Raw genomic sequence first — 15,429 nt, forward strand, 5'->3', positions numbered from 1 at the left:
ACGAGACGATAGCGAGACGATCGGGTTCGGCTAATTCGGTTGCCCGCCACCCCCATAAATCGTTGTACTTGCGGTACCGGCCGCCCGGATGCCCGGCCCCGATCCGAGGAGAGCAGCAATGCGCGGAACGTTCATGTCCCACCCGAAGGGAATGCCCATCGACCCGAAGGACATGACGTTCTGTGCAAGAAGCGAAAGCGCCATCACCAGGGCAAGCCCAAGCCCCATCACCAGCACAAGCCCCAGCACACCGCACCCTGAATCTGGGAATCCTCGCGCATGTTGACGCCGGAAAGACGAGCCTGACCGAAAGGCTCCTGCATTCCGCCGGGGTGATCGACGACATCGGCAGCGTGGACGACGGAAACACGCAGACCGATTCCCTCGCCCTCGAACGCCGGCGCGGCATCACGATCAAATCGGCCGTCGTCTCGTTCGCACTGGACGACGCCACCACCGTCAACCTCATCGACACCCCCGGCCACCCCGATTTCATCGCCGAGGTGGAGCGGGTGCTCAGCGTGCTCGACGGGGCCGTGCTCGTGGTCTCCGCCGTCGAGGGCGTGCAGGCGCAGACGCGCATTCTGATGCGTACGCTGCGCCGCCTCCGTATCCCCGTCCTGATCTTCGTGAACAAGGTCGACCGCGGCGGCGCCCGGCCCGAGCGTGTGCTGCGCGAGATCGCCGCGAAGCTCACCCCCGCCGTCGTCCCCACCGGCACGGTCACGGCGCCCGGCACGCGCACCGCGACCGTCCACCCGTACGAGCCCACCGCCCCGGAATTCACCACGCGCCTCACCGAGACGCTCGCCGAGCACGACGACGAGATCCTCGCCGCGTACGTGGACGACGACGTGACGGCGCTGCCGCCCGTCCGGCTGCGCTCCGCGCTCCACGCACAGACCGCGCGGGCCCAGGCGCACCCGGTGTACTTCGGCTCGGCGATCACCGGAGCGGGCGTGGGGGCGCTCGTCGACGGCGTGCGCGAACTGCTGCCCGCCGCCACGGGGAGCCCGGACGGGCCGGTCTCCGGCACCGTCTTCAAGGTCGAACGCGGCCCGGCAGGCGAGAAGATCGGGTACGTACGGCTCTTCTCCGGGACCGTACGCGTCCGTGACGTGATCACCTTTGGCAGTGCGGGCCGCACCGCCGAGGGCAAGGTCACCGGCATCGCGGTGTTCGACCGCGGCACGGCCGAGCGGGCCGACGCGGTGACCGCGGGCCGGATCGGCAAGCTCCGGGGCCTCGGCGACCTCCGCATCGGCGACGCCGTCGGCGTACCGCCCGAGCGTGCGGCGGAGCAGCACTTCGCGCCGCCCACCCTGGAGACCGTCGTGGTCCCCGCAACTCCCGCCGACCGAGGCCCCCTCCACCTCGCCCTCACCCAGCTCGCCGAACAGGACCCGCTGATCGGCCTGCGACAGGACGATGTGCGGGGCGAGGTGTCGGTGTCGCTGTACGGAGAGGTCCAGAAGGAAGTCGTCCAGGCCACGCTGGCCGAGCAGTTCGGGGTGGAGGTCACCTTCCGGGGGACGACGACGATCTGCGTCGAACGCCCCACCGGAACGGGCCACGCCTACGAAAAGGACCTCGAACCGTTTCTCGGAACGGTCGGCCTGCGCGTCGATCCGGCACCGATCGGTTCCGGAATCCGCTTCCGCCTGGAGGTCGAACTTGGTTCCATGCCGTACGCGTTCTTCAAAGCGGTGGCGGAAACAGTCGAGGAAACCCTGAAAGAAGGCCTCTACGGCTGGCAGGTCGCCGACTGCACCGTCACCATGACGCATTCCGGATACTGGCCGCGGCAGAGCCATTCCCATGCCGTGTTCGACAAGAGCATGTCGAGCACGGCCCGCGATTTCCGCCACCTCACGCCGCTGGTCCTGATGAGCGCGCTGCAAGAGGCGGGCACCCGCGTCCACGAGCCGATGCACCGCTTCCGCATCGAGGCCCCCGACGACACTTCGGGCCCGCTTCTGACGGCACTCGCCCGCCTCGGCGCCGTACCCCGCGACCAGCGGCAGGACGGTACGGAATGGACGGTCGAAGGCGATGTGCCGGCCGCCCACGTCCACGCCCTGGAACAGCGACTGCCCGGACTGACCAGAGGAGAAGGCGTCCTGGAGACCTCCTTCTCGCACTACGCCCCGACCCGCACCACCCCACCCCCGACCCGCCCGCGCACCGACCTCGACCCGCTCGACCGGAAGGAGTATCTGCTGCGGGTGGCCCGACGGGTGCGCTAACCGAGAGCCCCCGCACCCCCACGCCCCCGCGCGCCCGCTCCCCGCCCCCGCAGCACCGCCGGAGCCAGCGAGTGGGGGAGGAGGTCGGACGGGGAGTCGGGGAGGAGGAGCCTGAGGGACGTGGATTCGCGGAAGCGGTACGGGCGGTGGTCGATGAGCCCGGACAAGTAGCGCCGTACGCGGGAGAGTTCGGCCCGGACCGTGACGGCGCGGGCCGGGTCGCCGAAGAGGTCGGCGGCCAGGTCGGCGGCGGTCCGGCCGGAGGGATGGTGGGAGGCGAGGACGTAGAGGAGTTCCGCGTGCCGGGGGGAGAGGTCGTGGGTCCACGTGCCCGCGCCGCCGGCCACGGTGAGGGTGCTGTGGTGGGTGTGGGTGAGGTCGAGGGTGACCGTCGCACCGTCGGGCGGGCCGGGGGCGCTCGCGGCCGGGTCGAGGCGGAGCAGCCAGCCGCCGCCCGGCAGTTCCTCGACCGTGCACTCGCCGACCGAGGCCAGCCAAGTGCGGCCCGCCGTGCGGGACTTGGACGTGAGGGACTTCGGCAGCGGGATCCGGTCGACGTGCGGCATGCCCGTGACCGCGGCCGTCCAGCCGTTCTCGTCGACGACCAGGGCGCGGCCCGCCATCCGCGCAAGGAGCGGCATCGCCACCGACCGCATCCGCTCCAGGGACCGCAGATGCCGGTTGCGCAGCTCCGCCTCCGCGAGCCGTGTCACCGAGTGGACCAGGGCGAGCGTCGCCGGATGCATCGTGTCCACCGGGCCGCTCACGTCCACCACGCCGATCAACCGACCGTCGCGCGGGTCCGTCAGCGGGGACCCCGCGCACGTCCAGGAGTGATGCGTACGGACGAAATGCTCGGCGGAGAAGACCTGCACCGGTCTGCGGACGACCAGCGGGGTGCCGACGCCGTTCGTGCCGACCGTGGACTCCCGCCAGTCCGCGCCCAGTTCAAAACCGTGGCCGTCCGCCTTGCGCAGCACCGAGGTGTGGCCCTCGCGCCACAGCACCCGGCCGTCGGCGTCGGCCACCACCATGATGTGCTGCGCGGCGTCCGCGAACGAGACGAGGCCCTCGCGGAGCACCGGCATGATCTCCCGCAGCGGGGACGTACGCCGGCGCTCCTCCAGGTCCTCCAGGGCGAGCAGCCCGGCCCGGAAATCGTGGTCCGGATCCACACCGCCGCGCAGCATCCGGTCCCACGACGCCTCGATCACGGGCCGTGGCTCGACCGGCGGTTCCTGCCCCGAGAGAGCGGCGTCGCGCACGCCCTTGAGCAGCCGGGCGGCGCGGACCGCGTCCATCGCCGCGAGCCGGACCAGGTCGATCGTCGAGTTCGTCACCGGTGCCTCCCCGAAACCCCAGTGAAGGGGGTGCACCCCATGGTCCCGCCGGAGCGGACGGAATGCTCGCCGTTGGCGCGAGTCGATGCAACGGTCTGCAACCCTCGCCAACAAGCGAGCAGTTGACCGAAACTCTTCCCAACGCCGCTTCTGCGGCGTTCGCGCTCCTCTTTACGGGGCCAGAGGGCAGGAGTGGTGCCGTGTCGGCGCGGCATCACTCCTGCTCCTCTCTTACGTCGTCCTGCGGCCTTGACTTGTCCGCAAGCTCCCCCGGCTACCGCTGGGACGTGCCCCCGGACGGGCTGGATTGTGGCGCCGCCCGCTCGACCACCGCCCTCAGATTCAAGCTGTGCGGCAGCGTGCCGAACGCCGACCCCCAGTCGCCACCCAACCGCGAAGCGCAGAACGCGTCCGCGACGTCCGGTGGGGCGAAGCGGACCAGGAGGGAGCCCTGGAGGACCAGGGCCAGGCGTTCCACGACGCGGCGGGCGCGGGCCTCGATGCCGTGCAGGTCGGAGAGTTCGGTGAGCAGGTCCTTGATCGCGCCGTCGAGGCGGTGGTCCGCACCGCGGGAGCGGCCGACCTCGCGCAGGAACGCGTCGAGCGCGAGCGGTTCGCGCTGCAGGGCGCGCAGCGCGTCGAGGGCCTGGACGTTGCCCGCGCCCTCCCAGATCGAGTTGAGCGGCGACTCGCGCAGCAGGCGCGGCATGCCGGACTCCTCCACGTAACCATTGCCGCCCAGGCACTCCGACGCCTCGACCGCGACCGGCGTGCACCGCTTCGTCACCCAGTACTTCGCCGCCGGAAGCGCGAGCCGCAGGAACGCCCGCTCCTGGTCGCCCCCGTCGTCGTACGCCGCCGCGAGCCGCAGCGAAAGGGTCGTCGCCGCCTCCGACTCCAGGGCCAGGTCCGCGAGGACGTTCCGCATCAGCGGCTTGTCGATCAGCGGGCCGCCGAACGCACTGCGGTACGTGGTGTGGTGCACCGCCTGCGCGACGGCCTGCCGCATGAGTGCCGCCGAGCCGAGCACGCAGTCCAGGCGGGTCGCCGCGACCATCTCGATGATGGTCCGCACCCCGCGCCCCTCCTCGCCGACCCGGCGCGCCCACGTCCCGTCGAACTCGACCTCCGCGGAGGCGTTCGAGCGGTTGCCCAGCTTGTCCTTGAGCCGCTGGATGGCGAACGCGTTGCGGGTGCCGTCGTCCAGGACGCGCGGCACGAGGAAGCAGGTCAGACCGTCCGGGGCCTGCGCGAGGACCAGGAAGCCGTCCGACATCGGCGCGGAGCAGAACCACTTGTGGCCGCGCAGCACATACGCGTCCGGCTCCGACAAGGGCTCCGCGGACGTCGTGTTGGCCCGTACGTCGCTGCCGCCCTGCTTCTCCGTCATGCCCATCCCGAGGAGCACCCCGGTCTTCTGCGCGGCGGGCCTGAGCCCCGGCTCGTACACCGTGGACGTCAGCTTCGGCTCCCACACGGCCGCCAGCGAAGGCTCGGTGCGCAGTGCGGGGACCGCCGCGTGCGTCATCGACACCGGGCAGCCGTGCCCCGCTTCCGCCTGCGTCCACACCAGGAACCCGGCGGCCCGGCGCACATGGCCGCCCGGCCGGGTCCACGCCGAGGTGAGGCCCGCGGACACGGCCCGGTCGAGGAGCCGGTGCCAGGCCGGGTGGAAGTCGACCTCGTCGATGCGGTGGCCGTAGCGGTCGTGCGTACGCAGCTTCGGCGGGTTCTCGTCGGCGCGGGCGCCCCACTCCTGGACCTCGGCCGATCCGGCGGCGGCGCCGAGCGCGCCGAGCTCCGCGCGTGCGCCGTCGAGGAGTTCCGGGTCGAGGTGCCGCTCGACCGCCTCGGTGAGGGCGCGGTCGGAGGTGAAGACGTCGTATCCCACCAGGGGTGGGGCCTGGTTGGTCACGGTGTGGGTGCTTGCTGCCATGCGGATACGGTAAGGAGGTGCACCAGGCAAACGAAACACCTGAGCAGGGCTCAGGACGGCTCCACCGCGCTCGGGTCCTCTACCGGAACATGTCGAAGCGCAAAACCGCCTGGCTGCTGCTGAAGGACACCGTCGACTCCTGCGTCGAGTACCGCATCCTCGGCCTCGCCGCCGAAGCAGCGTTCTTCACGCTCCTCTCCGTACCGCCGCTGCTGCTCAGCCTCATCGGACTCCTCGGGTACGTCGATACCTGGACCGGCGCCGACACCATCCAGTCGGTGCGCGAGAACATCCTGGAGGCCTCGCGGACCGTGCTCTCCGACCAGGGCGTCACGGAGATCGCACAGCCGATCCTCGACGACGTGATGAAGGGCGGCAGACCCGACGTCATCTCCATCGGCTTCGGGCTGTCCCTGTGGTCGGGCTCGCGGGCGGTGACGGTCTTCATCGACACGATCACCGTGATGTACGGGCTCGACGGGGTGCGCGGCATCGTCAAGACCCGGCTGCTCGCGTTCCTGCTGTTCTTGGTGGCGCTGCTGATCGGCTCGGTGGCGCTGCCGCTGATGGTGGCGGGGCCGGATGCCGTGATCAACCTGTTCTCGTGGTCCGAGAGCCTGGTGCGGTTCCTGTACTGGCCCGTGGTGATCGTGCTGAGCATCATCTTCCTGACGACGCTGTACCACGTGTCCGTGCCCGTGCGGTCGCCGTGGGTGGAGGACGTGCCCGGTGCGCTGGTGGCGCTCGGGATGTGGGTGCTCGGCAGCTTCCTGCTGCGGATCTACCTCAGCAACACCGTCGAGGGGCCGAGCGGACGACCCACGATCTACGGTTCGCTGGCCGCGCCGATCGCCGTGCTGCTGTGGATCGGCGTCGGCGCGTTCGCGGTGCTCGTGGGGGCCGCGGTGAACGCCGCGATCGACCGGGTGTGGCCGTCCGTCGCCACGGCGGCCGCGCGGGCCGCGAACGAGCGGGTACGGGAGCAGCGTGCCGCCGAGGTCGTCGCGCGGGCCAAGGCGGCGCGCGCCGCGCAGGAGGACCCGGACAACCCCGAGATGCCCTCGGAGTTCCCCGAGCGCTGGGCCCAGTTCCTCCCCCCGGAGGACGTCACGGGCCGCCTGCGCACCCACCACCACCGCAAGAACGGCGAGCCGGGCCCCCCGGAGAACCGCCCGCCGCGCGACTGATCCGGTGCGCCGGCGTTCTTCGCCGGAGGGGCTCAATTTGGCCCCCATAGGGGCGCGGGGAACTGCGCGACCAGCCACGACGGCGGGTCAGCCGATAGACAGCGCCGCAGGCTTTCGGGAAGGGGCGGGGAGGGGATGAAGACCCGGGAGTCAGCCCCGCGCCACCGGAACCACCACCGGCGACCCGTCCCCCGGGGCCCGCAGGATGTCCGCGTCGATGCCGTACAACTCCTTGACCAGGGACGCGTCGACGACCTCGCGGGAGGGGCCGTGGGCGATCACCTTGCCCGCGTTCATCGCGACGATCGTGTCGGCGTAGCGTGCCGCGCTCGCCAGGTCGTGCAGGACCATCACCACCGTGCGGCCCGCGGCGGCGACCTCGCGGACTAGTTCCAGGACCTCCACGGCGTGGCCGAGGTCGAGGGCGCTGGTCGGCTCGTCGAGCAGTACGATCGGTGTCTCCTGTGCGAGGACCATCGCGAGCCAGCAGCGCTGTCGTTGACCGCCGGACAGCTGGTCGAGGCGGCGCTCGGCGAGCTCGGTGGTGCCGGTGGCGTCGAGGGCCCCGCGCACCGCCCGCTCGTCCTCGCGGGACCACTGGCGGAACAGGCCCTGGTGCGGGTGGCGGCCGTAGCGGACCAGGCCCGCGACGGTCACGGCCTCCGGGGCCTGCGGCGACTGCGGGAGGAGCGCGATGCGATGGGCGGCGGCGCGCTGGCGCAGCTGCCAGACGTCGGCGTCCCCGGCGCGCACGCTGCCCGAACTCGGCCTGTGCAGGCGGGCCATGGCGCGAAGGAGAGTCGACTTGCCGCAGCCGTTGGGGCCGACGATCGCCACGACCTGCCCCGCGGGCACCGACAGGTCGACGCCGCGTACGGCGGTGTGGCCCGGGTAGCCCGCGGTGAGGGCCTCTACGGCGAGATGCATGAAGGTCAGGCCTTTCCGGAAGCGGGGCGAGAGGTGCCGAACAGCACCCACAGCAGGAACGGTCCGCCGAGGACGCTGGTGATGACGCCGACGGGGATCTCTACGGGCGCGACGACCCGGCCGAGCGCGTCGGCCGCTCCGATCAGCGCCGCGCCGACGAGCGCGGAGCCGATCACGGGCACGCGCGTGGGCCCGCCGAGCCGGCCCGCGATCACCGGTGCGGCGAGCGCCACGAAGGCGATCGGGCCGCCGATGCCCACGGCGACGCCCGCGAGCGCCACCGCGAGGGCGAGCGTGGTGGCCCGTACGGCGGTGAGGTTGACGCCGAGGGTGCTCGCCATGTCGTCGTCGAAGCGCAGGAGTTGGAGGCGGCTGCCGGCCACGAGGGCGAGCGGCACGAGGACGATCAGGACGGCGAGCAGGGGTGTGCCGACGGTCCAGTCGCGGCCGCTGAGGCTGCCGACCGTCCACAGGAAGACGCCGCCCGCGGTGTTGTCGTTCTCGCGGGACATGACCAGGTCGGTGACGGCGCCGATGACGGTGGAGAGGCCGATGCCGACGACGAGCAGCCGGTAGCCGCGGCTGCCCGCGCCGCCCGCGCACAGGACGACGAGGACGGCGGCGCCGACCGCGCCAAGGGGGCCGAGCCACCAGTCGCCGATCAGGCCGGTGCTGGAGCCGACGACGGAGGCGACGACGGCCGCGGTGGCACCCTCGTTGACGCCGATGACGTCGGGGGTGGCGAGCCGGTTGCCCGCGAGGGTCTGGGTGAGGCAGCCGGAGATCCCGAGGGCCGCGCCGACCATCAGGCCGACCGCGATCCGCGGCAGCCGGAAGTCCTGCACGAGCATCACGGTGGCCCGGTCACCCGTGCCCATCAGGCCCTTGAGGGTGTCTCCGAAGCCCATGCCCGTGGACGAGGCGAACGCGCCGAGCGCCGTGATCAGGGCGATCAGCACGCCGAGCCCGACCGCGACGAGCGCGCTGCGGTACGGGAACAGCCAGGAGAGGGCGCCCGCGCGGACGACGGTGGAGTCGGGCGGCGTGATGTCCCTGCCCGATCCGTGTGCGAGGGGCGACGGGGACGTCGAGGAATCGGTCGTACTCATGCCGAAGCTCCCGCCATGGACATCCGGTTGGTGCGTGCGATCCAGATGAGCAGCGGGCCGCCGATGAAGGCGAGGAGCACGCTGACCGGGGTCTCCCAGGGGCGGATCACGACGCGGGCGAGCAGGTCGGCGACGATCAGGACGTTGGCGGCGACCAGTGCGGAGAGCAGCAGTTGGGACGCGAGCCGGGGACCGCTGACCGTGCGGGCCGCGTACGGGGCGAGCAGCCCGAGGAAGGCGACGGGACCGGCGAGCGCGACCGCCGAACCGGCGAGCAGCGTCACCGCCCCGGCGACCACGAGCCGGATACGGCCCGGGTGGTGGCCGAGGGAGCGGGCGCTGTCGTCGCCGAGGGCGAGCGCGCCGAGCGGCCGGACGCAGCCGAACGCGACGAGCAGGCCGACGGCGATCAGCGGCAGCAGCGGATACGTGTCGGAGGTGTCGATGCCCGCGAGCGAACCGATGGTCCAGTAGCGGTAGGTGTCGAAGGTCGACTGGGTGCTGAGCAGGACGTACGAGGTCAGTCCGTGGAAGGTCGCGCCGAGCGCCGAGCCGGCGAGGACCAGGCGCAGCGGGGACCCCGCGGCGCGTCCGGAGGCGGCGAGCAGCAGGACGACGGCGCTCGTGGCCATGCCGCCGACGAGGGCCCAGAGGAGCATCGCGTAGGGGGAGTCGACCCCGAAGTACGTGAGACCGATCACCACGCCGAGCGCGGCGCCGGAGTTGACGCCGAGAAGTCCGGTCTCGGCGAGCGGGTTGCGTGTGACGGCCTGGAGGAGGCAGCCCGCGGCGCCGAGCGAGACGCCGACGAGGACGGCGGCGACGGTGCGCGGCAGGCGTACGTCCATGACGGCCAGGCGCACTTGGGCGTCCGCGCGGGCCGAGGGGTCGCCGAGGAGGAAGTCCCAGGCGCGGCCGACAGTGCTGGAGCCGGTGCCGATCAGGAGTGAGAGCAGGGCCAGGAGAAGCAGGAGCGCCACAAGTGCGGCCGCCGCCAGGAGAGTTGGGCGATGCATCCGTTTCGGCCTCGTTGTCGGCGGTTCGGCCTGGGCCCTGGACACCCCGCCCTCTTGCGTGATCGACATAAAGTTAGCCTAACCTAAGTAACGCAACGGGTTGATGTCCGGGGTGAATACCCCGCCATGCCCGGATTCGCCCCACCGAAGTGCCGTCCGGCACGGGAACCTGAACCTTCGGAGACGTACGCCATGTCCACTCACACCACTCCTCGCGCCCGGCTGACCGCGGTGGCCGCCGTCACCATCGCCTCCGCGCTCACGCTCGCCGCCTGTGGATCGGACAAGGCCGACACCACCGCCAACGCCGATGGCAGCGACGCCAAGAAGGTGTCGGTCACCGACGCCACCGGCAAGAAGGTCCAGGTCCCGGCCGACCCGAAGAACGTCGTCGCGCTCAGCGAGATGGACCTCGACTCCTCGCTCGCCCTCGGTGTGAAGCCCGTCGGACTCACCGCGGGCCGCGGCCAGAAGGGCGCCCCCGAGTACCTGGCAGGTGAGGCCAAGGGCATCCCCGTCGTCGGCGCCGTCACCGGACCCGACATCGAGAAGGTGCTGCAGGCCAAGCCGGACGTCATCCTCGCCGGACAGCTCGCCGACCAGCAGGTGCTCGAGCAGTTGTCCGAGATAGCCCCGACCGTCGTCACCGTCGACAGGACGAAGAGCTGGAAGAAGGCCCTCTCCCTCACCGGCCAGGTGCTCGGCAAGGAGAACGAGGCCAAGGACTTCCTCGCCGACTACGACAAGAAGACCGCCGAGCTGAAGAAGAACCTCGGCGGCAACGCCGGCGCCACCGTGTCCGTGGCCCGCTACTCCGCCAAGGGCACCGCCGTCATGCAGCAGGGCGTGTTTATCTCCGACGTCCTGGGAGACCTCGGCTTCAAGCGGCCCGGCATCCAGAACGACAAGGGCCAGGGCCACTCCACGCCGCTCAGCGACGAGGACCTGAAGCAGATCGACGCCGACTGGCTGTTCGTCGGCACCCTCGCCTCCACCGGCAAGGACGCCGACCTCTTCGGCGAGCTCAAGGACAAGGCCGCGTACCAGCAGCTCGATGCCGTCAAGGACGGTCACGTCACCGAGATCGACGGCTCCAAGTGGACCAGCCTCGGCGGCGCCAACGCGGCCGTCTCCGTGCTCGACGACATCGAGAAGGCGATGGCCAAGTGACCCCTTCCGCACCCGAACTCGCAGGCCGCACCGCGCTCGTGACCGGTGCGGGACAGGGCATCGGCGAAGCTGTGGCCCGTGCGCTCGCCGCGTGCGGCGCCCAGGTCGTGGCCGTCGACCGGGAGGCCGCCGGCGTCAAGGAACTCGCCGACGACTACCCCGACGGCCAGGTCGTCGCGCGGGAACTCGACGTCACCATCGCCCCCGCGGTCGACGAGCTCGTCGACGAGGTGGAACGTGTCATCGGCCCGCTCGACATCCTCGTCAACGTGGCCGGGGTGATGCGCCTCGCGCCCGTCGTCGAACTCACCGACACCGACTGGGCGGAGACCTTCGCGGTCAACGCCACCGGCGTCTTCCACACCTCGCGCGCCGCCGCCCGCCACATGAGCGGGCGCCGCAAGGGCTGCATCGTCACCGTCGGCTCCAACGCCGCCGGGGTGCCGCGCAGTTCGATGGCCGCGTACGCCGCGTCGAAGGCCGCCGCGACCATGTTCACCAAATGCCTCGGGCTCGAACTCGCCCGCAGCCAGGTGCGCTGCAACGTGGTCTCGCCCGGCTCCACCGACACCGCGATGCAGCGCCAGCTGTGGAGCGAGGACGCGGAGGCGTCCGAGCGGCGCGTCATCGACGGCGACCCGGAGGCGTACCGCGTCGGCATCCCGCTCGGGCGGATCGCCGCTCCCGCGGATGTCGCCGAGGCGGTGGTGTTCTTGGTGTCGGATCGGGCTCGGCACATCACGATGCATGACCTTTACGTGGACGGTGGGGCGACGCTTCGGGCCTGAACTGGTCTTACGTCGGCCGTTCGGTTCGGGTTGACCCCGTTGCCGTCGATCGGCCTGCGGCCTCGTCCTCAAACGCCGGACGGGCTGGATTTTCGGCCTTCGGCCTCGTCCTCAAACCCCGGACGGGTGGATTTCCCGCCCCGCTGTTCACCTCACCCCCCTCAGGAGCCCCCCCGTGACATCCACCCAGGACGTCGCCCCCGCCGTGCCGACGGTCGGCGCCGCGACCGCGTTGCTCGATGCCTATCGGCCCGGCACCCGGTTCTTCGCCTCGCCGACCCGTACCCTCCTCGCGCACGGCACCCGCGCCCAAGTCCCGCACGACGAAAGGCCGTTGACCGAGCGGGTCGCCGCGACGCTGCGGGAGCAGCGGGCCGCCGGGGACCCCGTGCCCGTCGTCGTCGGGGCCATCGCCTTCGACCACGAGGAGCTGTCCGCGCTCGCCGTGCCCGAGGCGGTCCGCTGGGCGCCCGCGCTGCACCGGGACCCGCTGATCGGCGTGCCCGCCGAGGCGCCCGCCGACGCCGAGTGGAACGTGCGCCAGGTGCCGGCGCCCGAGGAGTACGCCGACTCCGTCGCCCGTGCCGTGCTGCGCATGCGGGCCGGGGAGTTCAGCAAGGTCGTCCTCGCCCGCACCCTCGAACTCCGTTCGCCGCAGCCGTTGGACCTCCCCGCGCTGCTGCAGCGCCTGGCCCGCCGCGACCCGTCCGGGTACACCTTCGCGGTGCCGTCCGGGCCCGGCCGTACGCTGCTCGGCGCGAGTCCCGAACTGCTCGTGTCCCGGCGCGGCGGACAGTTCGTCGCCAACCCGCTCGCCGGGTCCACGCCGCGCAGCACCGACCTCGCCGAGGACGTGCGCCGCGCCGCCGCGCTCCTTCAGTCGCCGAAGGACCTGCACGAGCACGCCGTCGTCGTGGACGCGGTGCGGGCGGCGCTCGCCCCGTACTGCGACGACCTCGACGTGCCCGAGCGCCCGACCCTCGTCCGTACGGCCGCGATGTGGCACCTGTCCACCACCGTCACCGGGACCCTGCGCGAACCGGCCGTCTCCGCACTGGAGTTGGCGTGCGCGCTGCACCCCACCCCGGCCGTGTGCGGTACGCCCACGCCGCTGGCCCGTGAGGTCATCGGGGACCTTGAGCCGTTCGACCGGGGGATGTTCACCGGCATGGTCGGCTGGGGCGACGCCGAGGGTGACGGCGAGTGGGTCGTCACCATCCGCTGCGCCGAGGCCGCGCAGGACCGGCTGCGCCTCTACGCGGGCGCCGGGGTCGTCGCCGACTCCTCGCCCGAGGCCGAGACCGCCGAGACCGGCGCCAAGTTCCGTACCTTCCTGAACGCCGTGGGAGCCGAGCTGTGACCACCCCCGTCAGCACCGATGCGCCGACCTGGCCCGAGGAGTTCGCCGAGCGGTACCGCGCGCGCGGCTACTGGCGCGGCGAGACCTTCGGCTCCATGCTCCACGAGCGCGCCGCCGCCCACCCCGACCGCGTCGCGATCGTCGACGGCGAGCGCCGCTGGACGTACGGCGAACTCGACCGCCGCGCCGACCGGCTCGCGAACGGCTTCGCCGCGCGCGGCATCGCCAAGGGCGACCGGGTGGTCGTCCAGCTCCCCAACGTGGCCGAGTTCTTCGAGGTGATCTTCGCGCTGTTCCGGATCGGCGCCCTGCCGGTCTTCGCGCTGCCCGCACACCGCGAGACGGAGATCCGGTACTTCTGCGAGTTCACCGAGGCCGTCGCGTATGTGGTGCCCGATGTCGTCGCCGGGTTCGACCACCGTGCGCTCGCCGCCAAGGTGCAGGCCCAAGTGCCCGCCCTGCGCGAGGTGTTCGTGGTCGGCGACCCCGGTGCGGACACGGCGCACACCCCGCTCACCGAGGTGGCGCGCGACGACTTCGTGCCGTACGAGGAGCCCGAACCCTCCGAGCTCGCGTTCCTCCAGCTGTCCGGCGGCTCCACCGGCGTGCCGAAGCTGATCCCGCGCACCCACGACGACTACATGTACTCGCTGTGGGGTTCCAACGAGATCTGCGCCGTCGACGAGAAGTCGGTCTTCCTCGTCGTGCTGCCCGCCGCGCACAACTTCCCGCTCTCCTCGCCCGGTTCGCTGGGCGTGCTCTACGCGGGCGGGCGCGTCGTCCTGTGCCCGCAGCCCGACCCGGAGACCGCGTTTCCGATCATCGAGCGGGAGCGCGTCACGATCACCGGACTCGTGCCGCCGCTCGCCCTGGTGTGGACCGATGCAGGGCCGACGGCCCGGTACGACCTGTCCAGCCTCGACGTCCTCCTGGTCGGCGGCGCCAAGTTCAGCGAGGAGGCCGCCCGCCGGGTGCGCCCCGCCCTGGACTGCACGCTCCAGCAGGTCTTCGGGATGGCCGAGGGGCTCGTCAACTACACGCGCCTGGACGACCCGGTGGAGACCATCGTCACCACCCAGGGCCGCCCGATCTCCGCGCACGACGAGGTCCGCGTCGTGGACGACGAGGACCAGGATCTGGACGTCGGCGAGACCGGGCATCTGCTGACCCGCGGCCCGTACACGATCCGCGGCTACTGGCGTGCGCCCGAGCACAACAAGCGGTCCTTCACCGAGGACGGCTTCTACCGCACCGGCGACGTCGTACGGATGACGCCCACCGGGCACCTCGTCGTCGAGGGCCGCGCCAAGGACCAGATCAACCGCGGCGGCGAGAAGGTCGCCCCGGAAGAGGTCGAGAACGTGATCCTCGCCCACCCCGCCGTCCACGACGTCTCCGTCGTCGCCGTGCCCGACGCGTACCTCGGCGAGCGGACCTGCGCGTACGTCATCCTGCGCGCCGACGCCGAACCCCTGAAGCCCGTCGCGATCAAGAAGTTCGTACGGGAGCGCGGGCTCGCCGCCTTCAAGGTCCCCGACCGGGTCGAGTTCGTCGACGCGTTCCCCCAGACCGGCATCGGCAAGGTCAGCAAGAAGGGGTTGCGGGCAGCGGCGACCGGCGACGACCAGGCCCCGTAGACCACCGCACCCCTGTCGCCCTCCGGGCTCGTCCTCAAACGCCGGACGGGCTGAATTTGCAACACCGAAAGGCCATTTCATGGCACTCCCCGCCATCTCCCCGTACCCCATGCCCACCGCGGACGAACTGCCCGCGAACCGCGTGGAGTGGACCGTCGACCCGTCCCGTGCCGTGCTGCTCGTGCACGACCTGCAGAACTACTTCCTGCGCGCGTTCAAGGAGGACCGGTCGCCGGTCACCGAACTGCTCGCCAACGTAGGGAAGTTGGCGAGTCAGGCCCGTGCGCTCGGCGTGCCGGTCGTCTACTCCGCGCAGCCCGGCGGCCAGAGCCCGGCCGAGCGCGGGCTCCAGCAGGACTTCTGGGGGCCGGGGCTGCCGGACGACGCGTCCGCGAAGGCTTTTCCGCCGGCCGTCGCGCCCGAGGACGGCGACACGGTCCTCACCAAGTGGAAGTACAGCGCGTTCGTCCGCACCGACCTCGCGGAGACGATGCGTGCGCAGGGCCGCGACCAGCTGGTCATCGTCGGCGTGTACGCCCACATCGGCGTGCTGATGTCGGCCTGCGACGCCTGGATGCAGGACATCCAGGCCTTCCTCGTCGCCGACGCCGTCGCCGACTTCTCCCGCGCCGACCACGAGATGGCGCTGCGCTGGGCGGCCGCCAAGTGCGCCGTCGTCACCACGACCGGAACCACCTTCCAGGGGGCCTGAG

The 15,429-nt window shown here is 71.7% G+C and carries 12 protein-coding genes; 7 read left to right on the forward strand and 5 right to left on the reverse strand.

Features of this window, described 5'->3' with window-relative positions:
- Window positions 1-257: 257 nt before the first annotated feature.
- Entirely contained in the window at window positions 258-2,246 is a 1,989-nt protein-coding gene (locus RCO28_RS14595) for a TetM/TetW/TetO/TetS family tetracycline resistance ribosomal protection protein (protein ID WP_308941584.1), read from the forward strand.
- Here the strand turns inward: RCO28_RS14595 and RCO28_RS14600 are convergent.
- Together RCO28_RS14600 and RCO28_RS14605 are read right to left on the reverse strand one after the other, a co-directional pair.
- The gene (locus RCO28_RS14600) at window positions 2,243-3,586 is read right to left on the reverse strand and encodes a GAF domain-containing protein (protein WP_374991161.1); all 1,344 of its coding nucleotides are present in this window, start codon (window positions 3,584-3,586) and stop codon (window positions 2,243-2,245) included. The two genes, RCO28_RS14595 and RCO28_RS14600, sit on opposite strands and share 4 nt — an antisense overlap.
- Before the next feature lie 274 nt (window positions 3,587-3,860).
- A complete protein-coding gene (locus RCO28_RS14605; RefSeq protein ID WP_308941506.1) occupies window positions 3,861-5,522 on the reverse strand; it encodes an acyl-CoA dehydrogenase family protein in 1,662 nt (553 codons plus the stop codon).
- A 17-nt stretch (window positions 5,523-5,539) separates the two neighbouring features.
- Here RCO28_RS14605 and RCO28_RS14610 point away from each other — a divergent pair, with 17 nt between their 5' ends.
- Window positions 5,540-6,709, forward strand: coding sequence for a YihY/virulence factor BrkB family protein (locus RCO28_RS14610; protein WP_308941507.1), 1,170 nt, complete (start codon window positions 5,540-5,542; stop codon window positions 6,707-6,709).
- A 150-nt stretch (window positions 6,710-6,859) separates the two neighbouring features.
- On the opposite strand, the gene RCO28_RS14615 is transcribed toward RCO28_RS14610, so the two are convergent.
- From RCO28_RS14615 to RCO28_RS14625, 3 genes are read right to left on the reverse strand one after another with little or no spacing between them, the layout of a single operon-like run.
- Window positions 6,860-7,636, reverse strand: coding sequence for an ABC transporter ATP-binding protein (locus RCO28_RS14615; RefSeq protein WP_308941508.1), 777 nt, complete (start codon window positions 7,634-7,636; stop codon window positions 6,860-6,862).
- Window positions 7,637-7,641: 5 nt separating this feature from the next.
- Window positions 7,642-8,745, reverse strand: coding sequence for an iron ABC transporter permease (locus tag RCO28_RS14620; protein WP_308941509.1), 1,104 nt, complete (start codon window positions 8,743-8,745; stop codon window positions 7,642-7,644).
- Window positions 8,742-9,761, reverse strand: a complete 1,020-nt coding sequence (locus RCO28_RS14625; RefSeq protein WP_308941510.1) for an iron ABC transporter permease — start codon at window positions 9,759-9,761, stop codon at window positions 8,742-8,744. Before RCO28_RS14625 ends, RCO28_RS14620 begins: the two co-directional genes overlap by 4 nt.
- A gap of 192 nt (window positions 9,762-9,953) precedes the next feature.
- Here RCO28_RS14625 and RCO28_RS14630 point away from each other — a divergent pair, with 192 nt between their 5' ends.
- The 5 genes from RCO28_RS14630 (at window position 9,954) to RCO28_RS14650 (ending at window position 15,428) form a co-directional block, all read left to right on the forward strand.
- Window positions 9,954-10,931 (forward strand): iron-siderophore ABC transporter substrate-binding protein, encoded by a 978-nt coding sequence (locus RCO28_RS14630; RefSeq protein ID WP_308941511.1) that lies wholly within the window; start codon window positions 9,954-9,956, stop codon window positions 10,929-10,931.
- Window positions 10,928-11,719 carry a 2,3-dihydro-2,3-dihydroxybenzoate dehydrogenase gene (locus tag RCO28_RS14635; RefSeq protein WP_308941512.1) on the forward strand — a complete coding sequence of 264 codons (792 nt, stop codon included), beginning with the start codon at window positions 10,928-10,930 and terminating at the stop codon, window positions 11,717-11,719. Before RCO28_RS14630 ends, RCO28_RS14635 begins: the two co-directional genes overlap by 4 nt.
- Window positions 11,720-11,894: 175 nt before the next feature.
- Window positions 11,895-13,079: an isochorismate synthase DhbC gene (gene dhbC, locus RCO28_RS14640; RefSeq protein ID WP_308941513.1), complete on the forward strand. Its 1,185-nt coding sequence runs from the start codon at window positions 11,895-11,897 to the stop codon at window positions 13,077-13,079.
- Window positions 13,076-14,716 (forward strand): (2,3-dihydroxybenzoyl)adenylate synthase, encoded by a 1,641-nt coding sequence (locus tag RCO28_RS14645; protein WP_308941514.1) that lies wholly within the window; start codon window positions 13,076-13,078, stop codon window positions 14,714-14,716. Before dhbC ends, RCO28_RS14645 begins: the two co-directional genes overlap by 4 nt.
- Window positions 14,717-14,795: 79 nt before the next feature.
- A complete protein-coding gene (locus tag RCO28_RS14650; RefSeq protein ID WP_308941515.1) occupies window positions 14,796-15,428 on the forward strand; it encodes an isochorismatase family protein in 633 nt (210 codons plus the stop codon).
- The last annotated feature ends 1 nt before the right edge of the window (window position 15,429 follow it).

The organism is Streptomyces sp. LHD-70, from assembly GCF_031157275.1.
Taxonomy (GTDB): Bacteria; Actinomycetota; Actinomycetes; order Streptomycetales; family Streptomycetaceae; genus Streptomyces.

What these genes read in the sequence shown, in the direction of transcription:
- RCO28_RS14605 (WP_308941506.1), bottom strand. Translation starts at nt 5,522, where the DNA reads ATGGCAGCAAGCACCCACACCGTGACCAACCAGGCCCCACCCCTGGTG.
- RCO28_RS14615 (WP_308941508.1), bottom strand. Translation starts at nt 7,636, where the DNA reads ATGCATCTCGCCGTAGAGGCCCTCACCGCGGGCTACCCGGGCCACACC.
- RCO28_RS14620 (WP_308941509.1), bottom strand. Translation starts at nt 8,745, where the DNA reads ATGAGTACGACCGATTCCTCGACGTCCCCGTCGCCCCTCGCACACGGA.
- RCO28_RS14625 (WP_308941510.1), bottom strand. Translation starts at nt 9,761, where the DNA reads ATGCATCGCCCAACTCTCCTGGCGGCGGCCGCACTTGTGGCGCTCCTG.
- RCO28_RS14630 (WP_308941511.1), top strand. Translation starts at nt 9,954, where the DNA reads ATGTCCACTCACACCACTCCTCGCGCCCGGCTGACCGCGGTGGCCGCC.
- RCO28_RS14650 (WP_308941515.1), top strand. Translation starts at nt 14,796, where the DNA reads ATGGCACTCCCCGCCATCTCCCCGTACCCCATGCCCACCGCGGACGAA.